At 32.4% G+C, this 16,839-nt stretch carries 14 protein-coding genes; 5 read left to right on the top strand and 9 right to left on the bottom strand.

Annotated features, from left to right (window positions below; all coding sequences use genetic code 11):
- Positions 1-4: 4 nt before the first annotated feature.
- From dltA to sdaAB, 3 genes are all read right to left on the bottom strand, one after another.
- Positions 5-1,513 (bottom strand): D-alanine--poly(phosphoribitol) ligase subunit DltA, encoded by a 1,509-nt coding sequence (gene dltA, locus VSF34_RS02775; RefSeq protein WP_326717573.1) that lies wholly within the window; start codon positions 1,511-1,513, stop codon positions 5-7.
- A gap of 14 nt (positions 1,514-1,527) precedes the next feature.
- The gene (locus tag VSF34_RS02770; RefSeq protein ID WP_326717572.1) at positions 1,528-1,683 is read right to left on the bottom strand and encodes a teichoic acid D-Ala incorporation-associated protein DltX; all 156 of its coding nucleotides are present in this window, start codon (positions 1,681-1,683) and stop codon (positions 1,528-1,530) included.
- A gap of 282 nt (positions 1,684-1,965) precedes the next feature.
- On the bottom strand, positions 1,966-2,661 hold the full coding sequence (gene sdaAB, locus VSF34_RS02765) for an L-serine ammonia-lyase, iron-sulfur-dependent subunit beta (protein ID WP_326717571.1): 696 nt from the start codon (positions 2,659-2,661) through the stop codon (positions 1,966-1,968).
- Positions 2,662-2,942: 281 nt separating this feature from the next.
- Here sdaAB and VSF34_RS02760 point away from each other — a divergent pair, with 281 nt between their 5' ends.
- Entirely contained in the window at positions 2,943-4,262 is a 1,320-nt protein-coding gene (locus VSF34_RS02760; RefSeq protein ID WP_326717570.1) for an ISL3 family transposase, read from the top strand.
- A gap of 75 nt (positions 4,263-4,337) precedes the next feature.
- Here the strand turns inward: VSF34_RS02760 and VSF34_RS02755 are convergent, their stop codons facing one another.
- The 5 genes from VSF34_RS02755 to VSF34_RS02735 form a co-directional block, all read right to left on the bottom strand.
- Positions 4,338-6,113 carry an oleate hydratase gene (locus tag VSF34_RS02755; protein ID WP_326717569.1) on the bottom strand — a complete coding sequence of 592 codons (1,776 nt, stop codon included), beginning with the start codon at positions 6,111-6,113 and terminating at the stop codon, positions 4,338-4,340.
- A 130-nt stretch (positions 6,114-6,243) separates the two neighbouring features.
- Complete coding sequence (locus VSF34_RS02750; RefSeq protein WP_326717568.1) at positions 6,244-6,624, bottom strand: ABC-2 transporter permease; 381 nt, start codon at positions 6,622-6,624, stop codon at positions 6,244-6,246.
- A gap of 279 nt (positions 6,625-6,903) precedes the next feature.
- Positions 6,904-8,073, bottom strand: coding sequence for an IS256 family transposase (locus tag VSF34_RS02745; protein WP_326716335.1), 1,170 nt, complete (start codon positions 8,071-8,073; stop codon positions 6,904-6,906).
- 187 nt (positions 8,074-8,260) lie between these two features.
- Positions 8,261-8,929, bottom strand: coding sequence for a YoaK family protein (locus VSF34_RS02740; protein WP_326717567.1), 669 nt, complete (start codon positions 8,927-8,929; stop codon positions 8,261-8,263).
- A gap of 39 nt (positions 8,930-8,968) precedes the next feature.
- Complete coding sequence (locus VSF34_RS02735) at positions 8,969-11,119, bottom strand: HelD family protein (protein WP_326717566.1); 2,151 nt, start codon at positions 11,117-11,119, stop codon at positions 8,969-8,971.
- Between the two features lie 201 nt (positions 11,120-11,320).
- Here VSF34_RS02735 and VSF34_RS02730 point away from each other — a divergent pair, with 201 nt between their 5' ends.
- The 4 genes from VSF34_RS02730 (at position 11,321) to VSF34_RS02715 (ending at position 16,437) form a co-directional block, all read left to right on the top strand.
- Positions 11,321-11,956, top strand: coding sequence for a GntR family transcriptional regulator (locus tag VSF34_RS02730; RefSeq protein WP_326717565.1), 636 nt, complete (start codon positions 11,321-11,323; stop codon positions 11,954-11,956).
- A 135-nt stretch (positions 11,957-12,091) separates the two neighbouring features.
- Positions 12,092-13,309 (top strand): quaternary amine ABC transporter ATP-binding protein, encoded by a 1,218-nt coding sequence (locus tag VSF34_RS02725; protein WP_326717564.1) that lies wholly within the window; start codon positions 12,092-12,094, stop codon positions 13,307-13,309.
- A complete protein-coding gene (locus VSF34_RS02720; protein ID WP_326717563.1) occupies positions 13,302-15,023 on the top strand; it encodes an ABC transporter permease/substrate binding protein in 1,722 nt (573 codons plus the stop codon). The genes VSF34_RS02725 and VSF34_RS02720 overlap by 8 nt, the downstream gene beginning before the upstream one ends.
- 136 nt (positions 15,024-15,159) lie before the next feature.
- A complete protein-coding gene (locus tag VSF34_RS02715) occupies positions 15,160-16,437 on the top strand; it encodes an ISL3 family transposase (protein WP_326717562.1) in 1,278 nt (425 codons plus the stop codon).
- Between the two features lie 112 nt (positions 16,438-16,549).
- On the opposite strand, the gene VSF34_RS02710 is transcribed toward VSF34_RS02715, so the two are convergent.
- Entirely contained in the window at positions 16,550-16,771 is a 222-nt protein-coding gene (locus VSF34_RS02710; protein ID WP_326717561.1) for a carboxymuconolactone decarboxylase family protein, read from the bottom strand.
- Between the last annotated feature and the right edge of the window lie 68 nt (positions 16,772-16,839).

Below are 16,839 nucleotides of genomic sequence, written 5' to 3'. Positions count from 1 at the left end.
TCAATCATCCATTCACCTCATTGATTAAAAACTTCCTATCTACTTTTCCATTTGGTGTCAATGGTAACTCTTCAACGTAAACAAAACGTTGGGGAATCATGTAATCCATGACTAACTCTTTTAGGTCAGCTTTTAATTCTTTTGTCTTTCCAACTGCGTCAAGTACTTTTTCTTCTAACACAATATAGGCAACTAGTTGATTGACTTTACCTAGTTTATTCATCTTAGGAACTGTACAAGCTAGTCTAACCCCAGGTAACTCCGTTAAGTGATTATCAATATCACCCAACTCCATTCTAAAGCCATTTAATTTGATTTGAAAATCCATACGCCCCTTATAAAATAGGTAACCATCTTCCAGTAAGCCAGAATCGCCTGTACGATATGCAGGCTGATTATTAAACATAAAGAAAGCTTCTTCAGTTTTTTCTGGATTTTCAAAATAACCAGGAGAAACACTTGGTCCAGCGATAATAATCTCCCCTATTTCTCCGTGATTTAATATGTTATTTGAGTCATCCAATATAAAAATATTAGTATCACTCTTAACTTTCCCAAGTGGTACTCTATCATAATTGGCTAATATTTCTGACGTTAGTTTCACTTCAGTAATGGCCACCGTTGTTTCAGTAGGACCATATGTATTAAAAATAGTTGCCTTGGAAAAACGTTCCACTAATTTCTCTGCCACTTTTTTAGGAAGCTCTTCCCCGCAAAATAGAAAAGTTTTCAAATCAGGTAACACTTCTTCATTAAAATCTGGACTAAGTAAGCACATCTCTACTAAGGATGGTGTCGAGACCCAGACATTTAATAACATGTTAGGGATAGACTGAAATAATAACGGAAAGTTTTCCGTCATTTGTTTTGGCATAGATACTAAAGTACCCTGTAAAAGCAAAGCCGGATAAACATCCATCACAGATAAATCAAATGAAAAAGGTGCTTGACATAAAAAGCGTTGTTTAGGCTTTAAGCCAAAATCTAAAAGCATCCAATCTATAAAGCTAATTAGATTATTATAAGTAATCTGTACCCCTTTTGGTTTTCCAGTTGTTCCTGATGTAAAAATAATATAATAGATATCATCACCAGATACACAATGTTTAAAAGAAGGCTGTTTACCACTTTCACTTTTTAATAAAATTTCTGACCTATTATGTACCACACCATGAGCTAGAGGCCAGTCTGATAAGGCTAATACACAGGTACTATCTGCTTCTGAGTAAATCATGCTGACTCTCTCTTTTGGCGTATGATCATCTATTGGAACATAAGCATGCCCTGATTTGGTACAGGCTAAAAAAGCAACTAACATAAAAGCTTCTTGTCCTCCATAAACAATGATAGGTTGTTTATTTGGAAAATTCTCTTCTAAATATTGAGCCAATGCATTTGATTTGTTTTCTAGCTCTAAATAACTCATCGATTTATTTAAATCATCAAAGCATAAAGTATCACCTTGATGTAATGCAGTCTCTTGAATAGTTTTAATAATACGATTGTCTTTCATAATAAGCTCCAATTCTAAAATTGATTATAAATAAATGAGCCGCCACCAACTTGACTATATTGATAGAGATAAATTAAAACTAACAAAACAGCCGTATAAAAGGCAGTTTTTAGAATAAACATACCCCAAATATTTTCTTTTTTAGATTTCTCATTCTTTTTTTCTTTCATCAATATACCCTCCCCCACTTATTTATAGACCAATAAACTGAAAGTATTATAACACAATAAAAATACAAGTGAGATATCTTTAACATTTTTCATAAAAAAATAATTATTTTTTCACCAAATATCTTCTGTCTCACTCTAAATTTGGATTGTATTCAGTTTACAATATATATTTTTCTTATTATTTTCATTTTTTTTTACAATAAACTGATGGGCTATACCTATTGGTCAATAGGTACCTATAATAACTCAATATTTGATAATCATAATAATTAATTTTACTTTTTACAATAAAATGAACTGATAGTCTTGACAATAATCACCCAATTGCTTCCTCACCTGCTTGGGTAGTTCAGTGTCCAAGTCATATTCTAATAATACGGAATGCTTTGCTTTAAAAACATGCTTAGCATTTATTTTCACTAGACTACTTTCTAATATCTGATCAATGTCACCTTCAACAAGAGTGGCATCTTTTGGGTAGATAACCAAAATTATTGGTAAACTACCTTGTGGCTTAATATCAAATCCAGCTATTTGAATCTCTTTTACTTCAATTAAGCCACCACCAATAGAAATACCTGTCACATGTATTCTTTCATGCTCATTACTTAATGTAATGCAGGCTGTATTAGGGTGTCCAACTGGACTTGCATGAGGTATTTCAATAAATTCAATCACTATATTCTCTTCTTTTAAAATATCAAGAGCAGCTGGTACCCGCACGTCATCTGTTGAAAAACCTAAAATACCACTCGCAATAGCATAATCTGTACCATGCCCTTTATGAGTTTCTGCAAATGATTCATAATACTTCACAGTAGCATTTGTTGGTTTGCCTTGAAATAATTTATGTGCCAAAAAACCAATCCCTATGGCGCCTGCTGTGTGTGAACTTGATGGTCCTATCATAATTGGCCCAATAATATCAAAACAACTTTTAAAGTTCATATTTTTTGTCTCAATCTGATTTGTTGTCATATCACTTACAACCTTTCATAAACAAATAAGAATTTATAACTCCATCATAAAGGAATTATAAAAGTTTTTACAATTTAAAAACTGACTTTTATTTGCATATCATAACCTAATCTAACCACAAAAAAGCTAGAAAACTGTTAATCAACAATTTTCGGTTGTATAATTTTTGATGTGGATGAAGAAATTCATTCGCATCTATTTTTTTTCAAAATAATAGAAACATACGAACTTTCCCGTTAAAATTAAAGTGACCAAACCAAATTTTAGAAAGGAAGATTCGTATGTCCCATAACCATTGTATTCGACTATCGCTAGATTTAAAAGATAAAAATATTTATTTCGATTCTATTTTTTGTGAGGAACAGCTTATTAAAGGGATAAGATCCAAGATTTATAAAGGTATTCTTACTTACACTCCTTCGGCTTGTCCTTGTTGTGGCATTAAAAATGAACAATTTTCTATTGTGAAAAATGGGTTTATTTCTTCTCGAATAAAGTGGTTAAGTGTGGCTCACTACCCAACCTATCTTTTATTAAAGAAACAGAGATTCCTTTGTCGTCATTGTGACTCCTCTTTTCTAGCTGAATCTTCAGAAATTGAGAAACATTGTTTTATCGCTAAAAGAGTGAAGCAATCAATTCTTATTGAGTTAAGTGATGCGATCTCGTTTAAAGATTTAGCTAAAAGACATTTTGTTTCATCAACAACGATTAATAGAATTTTAGTATCTGGTGGTAAAGACTTATCTAATCAATTTTTATATTTACCTCAAAACCTTTGTTTTGATGAATTTACTTCGGTTAAAAACAATAGTGGCAAGTACAGTTTTATTTACTCTGATTCCTCTACACACCAAATTATCGATATTCTCATTGATAATAAAAAGCTAACACTAGAGAAACACTTTCTTAAGTACTCTCTAAAGGTTCGTCGCCAAGTAAAAACAATTGTCGTTGATATGAATGCAGCCTATTTTAAATTAGCCAAAAGGCTATTTCCTAATGCTGAGGTGATTATTGATCGCTTTCACTTAGTTCAACTTATCAGTCGTTCTTTAAACATAACTAGAATTAAGACGATGAATCGTTATCGCACATCGAATGTAACTGACATGAAAAATTATCGAAAACTAAAAAAATATTGGAAACTCTTTTTAAAAGATTCTAATGAATTGAATTATACAGATTATCGTTATCAGCGTTTATTTAAGAGTATTTTACCTGAAACAGATGTCATGGATTATTTACTTAGCTTAAACAAAGAGTTATCAGAAACTTATAAACTTTATCAAGAACTATTATACTGTAGTAAAAACAATGATTTTGACACTTTTTCTGATCTATTATTATTAGCTAACGAAGATATCTCTATTCCAATGAAAACCTCGATTCGAACACTAAAGAAGCATTTACCAAGAATTGAAAACACCTTTAAATACGCTTATTCAAATGGTTGTTTAGAAGGTTCCATAAACAAAATTAAATTAATCAAACGAATAGCTTACGGCTATAGAAATTTTCAGAACTATAAATACAGAATTTTACTTAATTTTAAAGACAAACAAAAAAGCAGCAAAAACCATTCGGTTTCTGCTGCCTAAATTCACTTAATTTTACTCATCCACATCATTTGACGAAGAGCCCAATTTTCTAGCTTTTATATTCACCATTTTTAATTAAATTAAATGATTTTCTTCTAATAGTTGTTCTGCAAATGTTCCTTCGTATTTTTTCAACTCATATTTTTCAATCATGCGAGTTGTCCAAGGTACTTTAATATCTTTCAAACCTTTTTTATCATTCATCCAGTATGCTGCTTTTAGTAGCTCACGAATATCATAAGCTGAAGCGAATACTTCTGGTACACCACGGTCTACATCTAATAATGTATAAACAGCTTCCATAGCAGTTCTTACTGAATATTCAGTAGTGAATACTGTATCACGCTCAGTTTCAGCAAAGTTACCTATAAAGGCAAAGTTTTTAGCACCTTCTGGAACAACTAATGGACGGTCACCATTTGCACGTGGCATAAAGTAAGAGGTAATAAACGGCATATAAACAGGTACCACACTTACAGAGTTTTTAGCTAAATCATCAATTTGATCAACTGGTACACCAATATGATATAACCATTCTTTAGCAATCTCTTCACCTGTACACTCAACGATTGGTTTGTTAACATAGTTACCATCTTTGTTAGAAGATAGAGCATAGAACCAAATAACTAACTCATCTTTAGGTTGTAGTTTAAAGTGAGGTTGACGGTTAATTGTATAACTTTGTCTCCAGTTAGAGTCTTGAGCATATACGATACCACCAGTTACAACTTTACCAGCGTATGGATCACGTTTACTAATTTTTTCAATGTATGGTGCAATTTTATCATCTAATGTTGTGATTGTTGCTGATACAAACCAGCTTTCATCTGGAAGATTTTCACAGAATTTCTCAGGACGACCAAATGCTGGGTCTTGTTCTGATAAGTTTTTCCATAAGTTCCAGCTACCACCTAACTCTTTAGACACAGGTGCTGATTGGTTTTGGTGACCATAAGTAGAACTTTCAGTAATAGAACCATTTGTGATGAAAACTAAGTCATCTTCTTGTAATTCAACAACTGAATCTTGTCCCTCAACTACTAATTGAAGTTCTTTCGCTACTTTTTCACCATCTTCAGATTCAATAATCACATTTTTAACTTTTGTATCATATTGAATTTGAACACCTTTATCATGTAAATATTTAACTAGTGGTAATACTAATGATTCGTATTGATTATATTTAGTAAATTTCAATGCAGAGAAATCTGCTAGTCCATCAATAGCGTGAACAAAACGCATTAGATAGCGACGCATCTCCATAGCTGAATGCCAGTTTTCAAAGGCAAACATAGTACACCAGTACGTCCAGAAATTAGATGCAAAGAAATCGTCTGTAAAGACTTCATCAATACGTTTGTCTTGTAACTCATCTTCTTGCATCATACATAAATTCATAATTTCTTTAATTGCTTGCTCCGATAATAAAAACTCACCATCTGTTGGTAATTGTTTACCTTGTTCATGAATAATACGGCAATGAGAAGAATTTGGATCTTCTTTATTTAACCAGTAAAACTCATCTAATACAGATGCATCTTCAATTTCTAGTGAAGGAATTGAACGGTATAGGTCCCATAGACATTCGAAATGGCTCTCCATCTCACGTCCCCCGCGAATAACAAAACCATACTCAGGTTTATCAAGACCATCTAAAGATCCACCAGCAATTGCTAGTTCTTCTAAAATAGTAATTCTGTTACCAGGAACTTGTCCATCTCGAATTAAAAAGGCTGCAGTGGCTAATGATGCTAGTCCTGAACCAACTAAATAAACGTTTGAAATTTTATCTGTTCTTTCTGGTTTCACCGGTCTTGCAAATGCTTCATAGTTTCCATTACTTCTATACATAATGTTGCCCCCATTTGAAATATTTTTATTATATATCCACCTATTACTCTACACCCTTTTTTCTCTTTAATTAATTCTTTTTAGTCGTTAAATCCGAAATTATAAAAAGGTTTGTTTTTATAAATTTTGGTTAATTTAACAGTATTTTTTTAGAGAATATCTTAATTGATAATAATAAAGCTACTATAGCAATCACAATCAGAAAAATAAATAGATTAACTAAAGATAAATGAATAGATAAGTTTAATTGACTAAAAAGAAAAGGTAAACCAAACCCAACAATAAAAATACCAATTAGAAAATACGTTCTAGCTACTTCAGGTGAATATTTGTAAAATAAAGGAATAGCAATCGCTAAAACGATTAGACTAAGTAAAACAGCTAAACTAATCCCTTCTATCACAAATGATGGCACAACTCTTTGACCAAATATATATTTTAATAAAAAGATCAGCAAAGTAGGTATGATACCAATAATAATGAGTATCCCACCTGTCATATAGCGGCTCAAAACATAACTACGTTTTGAAATAGGAACGCTTGTTACTAAGTCATCTTGTAGAAGTAATTTGTAAGCTTTTTTTACTGTAATAACACTGACACCAATGGACTTAGCTAAACCTCTAATCGAGGGAAGTTCACTTTCTGAGAGAATGTCCCCTTTAATAATTTGCTACTTAATTTGTATATATATCTGCTCATAAATAGGAACTAAACTCTTTTCTATGATAATCTCCATGGTTGCGTCAAGAATTATGTGTAAATGGAAAATCCATTCCATTTTTTTAAGTTAAAACATTGATTCTAATGTATCTTGTATTTCCTTAAATCCTTTATGTACTCTGCCTAAAAATTTTTGGTTATATTCATTGAACTGAGAAACAAGGAATCTCTCCAGAGATTCTTCATTAGGAAATTGTTCTTTTCTCTTTGTATATTTTTTTAACTGTTTATTAAATCCCTCAATCAAGTTAGTTGAGTAGATAGTTCTTCTGATTGATGGTGGGAAGTTATAGAAAGTTAATATAGCAGGATTCAAGAGTAATTTAACTACTCGTGGATACTGCTTTTTCCATTTATCTATCATAAAACTTATTTGATTCATAGCTTCTTCTTTTGAAGCTGCTTGATAAACCAATTTGAAATCATTACAGACTTCTTGTCGATCACTAACACGAACCTTATGAGCAATATTTCTAGAGATATGGACACAACATTGTTGAAATTGAGCATTTGGATAGACACTATGGATACTATCGTGAATACCACTTAAACCATCAGTTACAACTAATAAAACCTCTTCTAAACCACGATCTTTTAAATCTTGAAGTATCTCTTTCCAAACATAAGCAGATTCGGTTGGAGCAATAGTAAATCCTAGAACCTCTTTGGTTCCATCCAATCGAATGCCTATCACAATATAAACGGCTTCTTTTGATACGGTTTGTCTCTTTAAAGGAATATGAGTAGCATCCATAAAAATGACTGAGTATTTAGCTTCTAAAGTTCTTTCTTTAAAAGCCAAAACATCTTCAGATACGATTTTACTCATGTTTGAAATAGTTTGTGGTGTGTAATAATGACCATACATTTTTTCAATTAGATCAGAGATTTCAGACATAGTGATCCCTTTTTTAAATAGCTGAATAATAGTAGTTTCTAAGGAATCATTGGTTCTTTTATAGGCTGGTAATGTTTGTTGGGAAAATTCTCCATTTCTATCTCTAGGAATCACCAAATTTAATTCTCCATATTCTGTTTTAAATGAACGTGAGTAATTCCCATTGCGGGAATTACCTGAATTAAATCCAGCTCTATCATACTTTTCGTAGTCAAGAAACGCTGTTAATTCAGCCTGTAATAATGAGTTGATAGCGAGTTCTAAATGACGACGAAATAAATCATCTAAATCACCTTTATTAATTAGTGTTTCCATTATTTCTGTAGTAAAATGAGTCATGAGAAAGTCCTCCTATAAAATTTCTGTGTCGTAACTTTAATTTTACAGAATGGACTTTCTCTTTTTCTACCCTAAATTTCTATTTACACAAAATATTTTACCCTATCATCTCCATAATGCCTCCTAACTACTTAACTTTCTGTATATATATACTATATACAGTTAACTTAAAAAAAAACAACTAAAATTAATTAGCTGTTCTTTCTTTTTTTCTATAAATAAATATAAAAATATAAGGTATTAATGAGACAGCTACTATCAGCTGATAATGAGCAAGTAAAGATAGCCACATTAATTTCCTACTTACAAATGCCCCAATTAAGAATACTAAAGCAATACTAACATAAGGCATCACCTTTGCTGCCTTGTTTTTAAAAATAAACCGGTCAACAAAATTTATGTAGAGCATTCTAAAGTTACCTGTCATTATGGTACTATTTAACGAAACACTACCTATATCTCTAAAGAAAGACAATCCCACACCAGATAACAAACTAAGTAGGAAAAGAACCATGTTCTCATCATGTAAAAAGAACTGAGTTAGTAGTAAAATACCAACAAACATCGTCCACCTATATAATAAATCTCTATAAACTAAATAAGTTTTTCCAATGCAATAAAACGCAACCATCGTTCCAATGCAAAACCCTGCAATTAAAATTAAATTTTCAAGGATGCCTACGACATCCCATGCTGCTAACTTAACACCTAAAACAACAAAATTTCCTGTTTGAGCACTAATTATATTATTATCATAACGTATAAATGTATAACAATCTAAATATCCTATTACTAAACCTGTCGTTAATGTCATAACAGCCTTTAATATCGTAATATGTTGTTGATTTTTAATCATATTTCCTCCAATACATCCTTTTTAACTATTGATTGACTTTTATAAAAAGTCAATCAATGAACTTCTTTCATTTTTATATCCAATAAACAAACGTGACATTGCTCTAGAAAAAGCTGTGTATAAAATTTTCTTGTCACGAGCAGTATGGTACATCTCTTCTGTCACATTTAAAACAAGTACATTATCAAACTCTAAGCCTTTAGCTAAATTGATACTTAGAACTTGAATAGCTTCTATTCCTTTAAATAACTGTTGCAAATAAAACACATCTTTTTCAGTTTTAACTAGAACGCTCAGCTCTTCTCCGTTTAAACTAGCCAAAATACTTTGAGTTGTTTTTAGTAACTCTTCCTCATCTTTGTACGACACAACTTTAGGAGTATCTCCAGTTGGACGAACTGGTACAATATCAGCACTACCATTCATAGCTAATTGATTAAATACCTCTGTAATAGCACCTGTTGAACGATAGCTTGTTAGTAAATTATAATTTTTAATTTGCTTTTGTCTTTGAGCAAAAATTTGATTAATTGTTTCAAAGGACACATTTGTATTGAAAATTGCTTGATTCTCATCTCCTACCATAGTAAATTCACTATTTGGATATAAAAGAAGCAATAATTCTAACTGTGCCTCAGTGTAATCTTGAACTTCATCAACTAAAACAAACTTCATTTTCGGCATAGTTAATTTTTCAATAAATAAATGATTAATCAGCACTTGAATCACGGCTTCATCTAAGTTAGGTGGTCTTAAATCACCTTGATAACTTTTACCTGTATACATCTCAAATAAACTATTAAACAATACGTCTTGATTCAACCATCTATACTGATTAATTTGTCTAGTTACTTTTTTATATTTTTTACGTAATAGCTGTTCAGCATATTTCGTCAAACTTTTTTCTGAATCATTTTGAATTAAATGACCAAAATATTTTTCTTGTTGGTCTTCAGTTAAATTCGTCACTTCATCGTGGAGACGTTTTGATTTTGACTGATGTAATAACTTGCGTTCCCAATAACTTTGTAATTTTTGTTTCGTTCCTTGGATACGATCAGCATGAGGTAATTCTTTTGGTGTATCATTAAATAAATCAATCAGCATTTTTTGAGAGATAATAGGTTGTTCACGGTACATAATCGCTTTAAATAATGAGGTCTCATCAAAAACATGATGAGCTTTCTCCTTAATAAATCCTACATACTCCTTTGTTCTTAAAATATCGTTCTCACTAGATACATGACTAGAGGCAATCCGGTTAAAATAGTTTGTCTCTGATTCAATCGCTCTTCCTAGATAAGCTTGGATAAACTGTAACATAGTCATATTCCTTGGGTTTTTCTCTCCTAGAGCTGGTAATACATCTGATACATATTGAATAAAGGCTTTATTTGGGGATAGGATTAGTACATTTTCAGAAGTAATACTTTCTTGAAAAGTATAAAGTAAATAAGCAATTCGCTGCATAATTGCCGAAGTCTTACCACTTCCTGCTACACCATTAACTAAAATATAATCATGATGTATATCTCTGATTACCACATTTTGTTCTTTTTGAATAGTTGCTGTGATATCTTTCATACGATTGGTATCGTCACTAGCCAAGGCATCTAGTAGCACATCATCTTGAATTGAAATCATCGTATCAAAGTAAGTAATTAATTTACTTTGCTCAATAACAAATTGTCTTCTTTCTTCAATTGATGTTTTAATCTCTTCACCACGGACGTTGTATGATGATTTCCCTAATTCGTTGTTATAGAACAGCTCTGCAATGGGTGAGCGCCAATCATAAATCAAGTTTATATTTTCTTGGTTAGCAAAACCATGCATACCAATATAAAATGGCTCAACCGGCTCGTCATCTAAAAAATCAACCACAACTTTACCAAAATACGGGGATTCTAGTAATCGGTTAACTTTATCAAGTGTGACTTCACCGTTTTTAATTTTGATATTCAATTGATCTATCTCTCTATTTTTCATCTCGACTTGACTAAATGAATCTAATTTGTCTGCGATACCATCCACATTCATCTTAATATCTTCAGTAATATGCTTCATGATAGATTGTCCATCAGATTTCATTTCTCTTAACCAATTATCCAAGTATGTTTTCGTTTCACTGAGTTGTTTATATGTACTGTTTAAATAATTTTCCTCTAATTGTTTCGTGTCATTTGACATCTTTATCGACCCTTTCTAAAAACGTGTTCGATTATTCACTTTTACTAGACCTTTACCATATCATCATTTTTTTATCAACACAAGTCAGACAACATATAGTAGGAAGACAACATAAGACTGGGTTAAAAAGATTTACGATTTTCAAAAAATCGGATAATATAAAAACAAATAATAAAAAACTAAAGGATTAATGTGATAATTATGGGAAACTCTAAAAAAGACATCTTACCTAAGTACCAGCAAGTTGCCATTAGTATTGCCGAAAGAATTGTATCTAATCAATACCCTGTAGGACAAAAAGTCCATGCCAGATCAACCTTAGCTAATACATTTAGTGTCTCACCTGAGACTGCTAGAAAAGCTGTTAACGTATTAGTAGACTTAGGAATTATGGAAGCCAAGCATGGTAGTGGTGTTACTACCTCCTCTAAAGAAAAGGCTAAAGCATTTCTAACACAATACGAAAACGTTCGAAATATACAAGAAATAAAAACAGATGTTTTAAAAAGTATTATAAAACAACAAGAAGAATTAGAAAATTTAGCGAGTCTAACACAGCTACTAGTTGCCCAAACAAAGCAATTAAATCAAATAAATCCTTTGCTTCCATCTGAACTTCTTTTAACTAAACAATCTCTACACTTGGGTGAAACAATCCAAAGCCTCAATATATGGCAAGAAACATCAGCCACTATTATCGCTATTTTAAGGGGAGAAGATTTGTTAATTTCTCCTGGACCATATGCTGTAATTAATGAGATGGATACTCTTTTCTTTATTGGAGATGAGTTTGCCAAACAAAGACTCACAAACTTTTTTTATCCTACCATAGCATAGCACTTAGCAAGGTTGACGACGTTTTCACTAGGAACTTAGTCAATCTTTTATTTTGACATAAGTGACCACCATAGTGTACGGTAGAATGGTCACTTTTTCTTAATTGAAAAAAATCAAGTTATGAGGAGTTATTTTATGACGAAAGTCAAAGTTAAAAATTTAACCAAAATTTTTGGAAAAAAACCACAACAACAACAAGCTTTAAAGATGGTCAAAGAAAAGAAATCTAAGTTAGAAATTGTAGAGGCAACTGGAGCAACAGTTGGGGTTTATGATGTTAATTTCGAGGTCAATGAAGGAGAAATTTTCGTAATCATGGGATTATCAGGTAGTGGAAAATCAACTTTAATCCGCTTAATTAACCGTATTATTGAACCAACTTCTGGTGACATCTACATCGATGGACAAGATATCGCAAAACTAGATAAGGAAGAATTACGAGAAGTTAGACGTAAAAAGATGAGTATGGTCTTCCAAAATTTCGGATTGTTTCCACATCGTACAATTTTAGAAAATACAGAATACGGACTAGAAATACGTGGTGTGGATAAAGAAGAACGAACTAAGCGTGCTGAAAAAGCTCTAAAGAATTCTGGTTTAATAACATTTAAAAACCAATATCCTGACCAACTATCAGGTGGTATGCAACAACGTGTTGGACTGGCTAGAGCTCTTGCCAATGATCCAGAAATTTTACTAATGGACGAAGCATTTTCGGCCCTTGATCCTTTAATTAGACGTGAAATGCAAGATGAGTTGATTGAGTTACAAGATCAAGTTCAAAAAACAATTATCTTCATTACACATGATTTAAATGAGGCACTACGTATTGGTGATCGCATTGCTCTAATGAAAGATGGTAAAATCATGCAAATCGGAACTGGAGAGGAAATATTAACTAATCCAGCCAATGATTATGTTAGAGAATTCGTTGAAGATGTGGACCGATCGAAAGTATTAACTGCTCAAAATATTATGGTGCCAGCTCTAACTACCAATGTTGATATTGATGGTCCTAATGTTGCTCTACAACACATGCGAACTGAAGAAGTAAGTATGCTTATGGCAATTAATAAAAAACGTGAATTAAAGGGATTTATAACAGCTGATAATGCTGTTATCGCTAGGAAAAACAAGCAACCACTAACTGATGTTCTTGATACAGATATTATTACTGTAGAAAGTAATACTTTAGTCAGCGATATTCTACCGCTAATTTATGATTCACCAACTCCAATTGCTGTTGTTAATCCAGAAAAGAATAACCGTTTATTAGGAGTTATTATTAGAGGTAGTGTCATTGAAGCTTTAGCTGATACAACGACTGATATGGAGGTGGTTGAACATGCTTAACCTACTACTTTCTGCAAAAATACCTATGGCACAATGGGTAGAAGTCATTACAGATTGGATTACAAGAACATTTTCTGGCCTATTTTCATTCTTACAAACTATTGGCCAGGTGGTTATGAATAGTTTAACCTCATTATTTTTAGTTATTCCACCTATAATTTTGATTATAGTTATTACCGTTGTAGCTTATTATATTAGTAATCATAAAAAAGGACTACCTATTTTTACCTTTTTAGGATTACTCTTTATCTACAATCAAGGTCTATGGGAGAACTTAATGAGTACCTTTACCCTTGTACTGATTGCTAGTTTACTATCTATTATCATTGGGGTGCCTCTTGGTATTTTAATGGCTAAAAATGATAAAGCTCAGGCTATTATCACGCCTATTCTTGATTTCATGCAGACAATGCCTGGATTTGTTTATCTAATCCCTGCCGTTGCTTTCTTTGGAATTGGAATGGTCCCAGGTGTGTTTGCATCTATTATCTTTGCCTTACCACCGACAGTGAGATTTACAAATTTAGGAATTAGACAAGTACCTGAAGAACTCGTTGAAGCTGCTGATTCTTTTGGTAGTACAGGTTCACAAAAGTTATTTAAACTAGAACTTCCTTTAGCGAAGAGTACTATTTTAGCAGGAATCAACCAAACAACAATGTTAGCTCTATCAATGGTTGTTATTGCTTCTATGATCGGAGCTCCTGGCCTTGGTCGTGACGTATTGTCTGCACTTCAAAGAGCACAAGTAGGAAATGGATTTGTCAGTGGATTAGCGCTAGTTATTTTAGCGATTATTATTGACCGATTTACACAATATTTAAACAAACCTAATAGTTCTGATAAAGATGATAAAAAGAAGATGAAAAAATCTACTATCATCACAATCATTGTTGCTATTTTAGTTGCTTTTGGTATTTACACTGCTGTTAGTAATCATACAGAAGGAGATAAGTCAATCAACCTTGCTTATGTCGAGTGGGACTCAGAAGTTGCCTCTACCCATGTAGTGGCTGAAGTCTTAAAAGAGCAAGGTTATGACGTTGAAATCACTCCACTAGATAATGCTATTATGTGGCAATCTCTTGCAACTGGTAAAGCAGATGCTAGTGTCTCTGCATGGCTTCCTAATACCCACCAATCTCAATTAGAAGAGTATCAAGATGATATCAATTTAATTGGAGATAACTTAACAGGAGCTAGAGTAGGACTTGTGGTACCAACATATATGGGAATTAAATCAATTGATGATCTAAATACTCAAGCAGGACAAAAAATTATCGGAATTGAACCTGGTGCTGGTGTTGTCAATGCTGCTGAGGAGACAATTCAAACCTATCCAAACTTAAAAGATTGGACACTTGATGCTTCAAGTAGTGGGGCAATGGTTGTAGCTCTTGATCAAGCGATTAAAAAGGAAGAACCCATCGTCATTACAGGTTGGACACCCCATTGGATGTTTTCAAAATATGATTTAACATACCTTGAAGATCCAAAAGGTACTATGGGTGAGGAAGAAACGATTAATACAATGACACGTAAAGATTTACAACAAGATTCACCTGAAGCATTTGCCATTTTAGAAAAATTCCACTGGACTCCAGAGGATTTAGAAGTCGTCATGCTTGATATTAACTCTGGTGCATCTCCAGAACAAGCAGCTAAAAAATGGGTACAAGATAACCCAGATAAAGTAGCTAAATGGACAAACTAAAAAAAACGGGTCTATAATAAATCGTGTTGATGGATAGTTTCCATTAATACGATTTTTTGTTTTTAAATACAAAAAGGAACATCCAAACATGATAAAATAAAGTCGACAAAAACCAAATTATCAGGAGGATGTTCCCATGGATAATCATACTAGAAAATTACTTAATTTAACAGACAAATCTATTATTTTTGAAAAAGATTGGTTAACTGAGGCTACTATTAGAGGTAGACGCTCAAATATAATAAGGGGAAGACTAACGTCTCCAGACAGAATATGCCCCTCTTGTCATCAGAATACGTGTGTTAAAAATGGTACTTATACTACTAAAACACAACTACCAGAGTTTAATAGGGTCACAACTTATTTAGAACTTAAAAGAGAACGATATCTATGTAAAGAATGTCATACAACATTCAGTGCTGATACTGCGTTAGTCGATGACTATTGTCATATATCGAAAACATTAAAGTATCAAATCGCCTTAGATTTGAAAGAAGATCGTTCAAGAAAAGAGATTGCTAGATTCCATCATGTTTCTGATAACACGGTACAATGTGTTTTATACGACTTTACCAACCACTGTCTAACCAACTTTCAACATCTACCAAAAGTACTATGTGTCGATGAATTTAAATCAACTAAGTCATGTCAATCTGGTATGAGCTTTATTTGTGCTGATGCTGAAAGTAAAAAGATTATTGATATTTTACCAGATAGACGCCTCTTCTCTCTTATTAAGTACTTCCTGAAATACTCCAGAAAAGAGCGGTTAAAAGTGAAGTTTCTCGTCATGGATATGAATGCCAACTACGGTGGCCTTCTTAAAACTGTATTTCCACATGCAGAGATTGTGACAGATAGATTCCATATCATTCAGCATATCAATCGTTCTTTTAATCAACTAAGAATAAAAGAAATGAATCAATTAAAACGTTATGATAATGAAGAAGCAAAACAATACCGGAGAATAAAAAAATATTGGAAACTATTTTTAAAAGACTCTAGTCAATTAAGTGCCACTACATATAGTAATTATCCTCTTTTCAACAAAAGTATGACACAAGTTGGTGTCATTGAAGAACTTCTTTCCTATAACTCAACTATAAAAATCGCATATGATTATATACAAGAGTTAAAATATGCTTATGAAACAAAGGATTCAGACTTATTTTTAGAATTAACCCATTCTATCCCTAATGAGCTTCCTAAGGAATTTAAAGCCAAATTCAAAACATTCCAAACCTTCAGGCAGGGTGTTACCAATGCTTTAAATTATTCTTATTCAAATGGTTTTTTAGAAGGAATTAACAACCGAATCAAAGCTATCAAACGAACAGCCTATGGTTACCGAAATTTCTTAACTTTTAAGCGACGGATTTTCCTTATTCAAGGTCAATCATTTCAATTTAATTAAAAAGAAGAAGGAGGAAAAATCCCCCTTCTTCTAATGCCCTTATTTTATCAATTTTTAAATATCAACACGATTTGACGAAGAGCCAAAAAAACTCCCTAATCAGGGAGTTTTTTTAATTCTCTAAATCAATTGAATAATCAATGTCACGCTCATCAAACACTTTTTTACATACCATAATACCGTTTATCGCTCTAGCAAACCCTGCATAAGGTAACATCTGTATCAAAGTATCTAATATTTTTTTAGAACTCACACCTACATTAATTGCATTATTAACATGTGTAGCAACTTCTGTATCGCATCCATCCATAGCAACTAGTGTTGTTATTGTCAATAGTTTCTTCTACCATATCATCTCAATTCCCTTTTACCTTTTATAAAAAAAGTGATAGGTTGTGCTTT

This window comes from Vagococcus jeotgali (assembly GCF_035918315.1).
GTDB lineage: Bacteria > Bacillota > Bacilli > Lactobacillales > Vagococcaceae > Vagococcus > Vagococcus jeotgali.
Note: the sequence above shows the minus strand (reverse complement) of the source record. Positions and strands in the feature narration are given on the sequence as shown.

Coding starts and splice junctions, on each gene's coding strand:
- sdaAB (WP_326717571.1), bottom strand. CDS start 2,661: ATGACAACAAATCAGATTGAGACAAAAAATATGAACTTTAAAAGTTGT.
- VSF34_RS02770 (WP_326717572.1), bottom strand. CDS start 1,683: ATGAAAGAAAAAAAGAATGAGAAATCTAAAAAAGAAAATATTTGGGGT.
- VSF34_RS02740 (WP_326717567.1), bottom strand. CDS start 8,929: ATGATTAAAAATCAACAACATATTACGATATTAAAGGCTGTTATGACA.
- VSF34_RS02760 (WP_326717570.1), top strand. CDS start 2,943: ATGTCCCATAACCATTGTATTCGACTATCGCTAGATTTAAAAGATAAA.
- dltA (WP_326717573.1), bottom strand. CDS start 1,513: ATGAAAGACAATCGTATTATTAAAACTATTCAAGAGACTGCATTACAT.
- VSF34_RS02755 (WP_326717569.1), bottom strand. CDS start 6,113: ATGTATAGAAGTAATGGAAACTATGAAGCATTTGCAAGACCGGTGAAA.
- VSF34_RS02745 (WP_326716335.1), bottom strand. CDS start 8,073: ATGACTCATTTTACTACAGAAATAATGGAAACACTAATTAATAAAGGT.
- VSF34_RS02725 (WP_326717564.1), top strand. CDS start 12,092: ATGACGAAAGTCAAAGTTAAAAATTTAACCAAAATTTTTGGAAAAAAA.
- VSF34_RS02735 (WP_326717566.1), bottom strand. CDS start 11,119: ATGTCAAATGACACGAAACAATTAGAGGAAAATTATTTAAACAGTACA.
- VSF34_RS02720 (WP_326717563.1), top strand. CDS start 13,302: ATGCTTAACCTACTACTTTCTGCAAAAATACCTATGGCACAATGGGTA.
- VSF34_RS02715 (WP_326717562.1), top strand. CDS start 15,160: ATGGATAATCATACTAGAAAATTACTTAATTTAACAGACAAATCTATT.
- VSF34_RS02730 (WP_326717565.1), top strand. CDS start 11,321: ATGGGAAACTCTAAAAAAGACATCTTACCTAAGTACCAGCAAGTTGCC.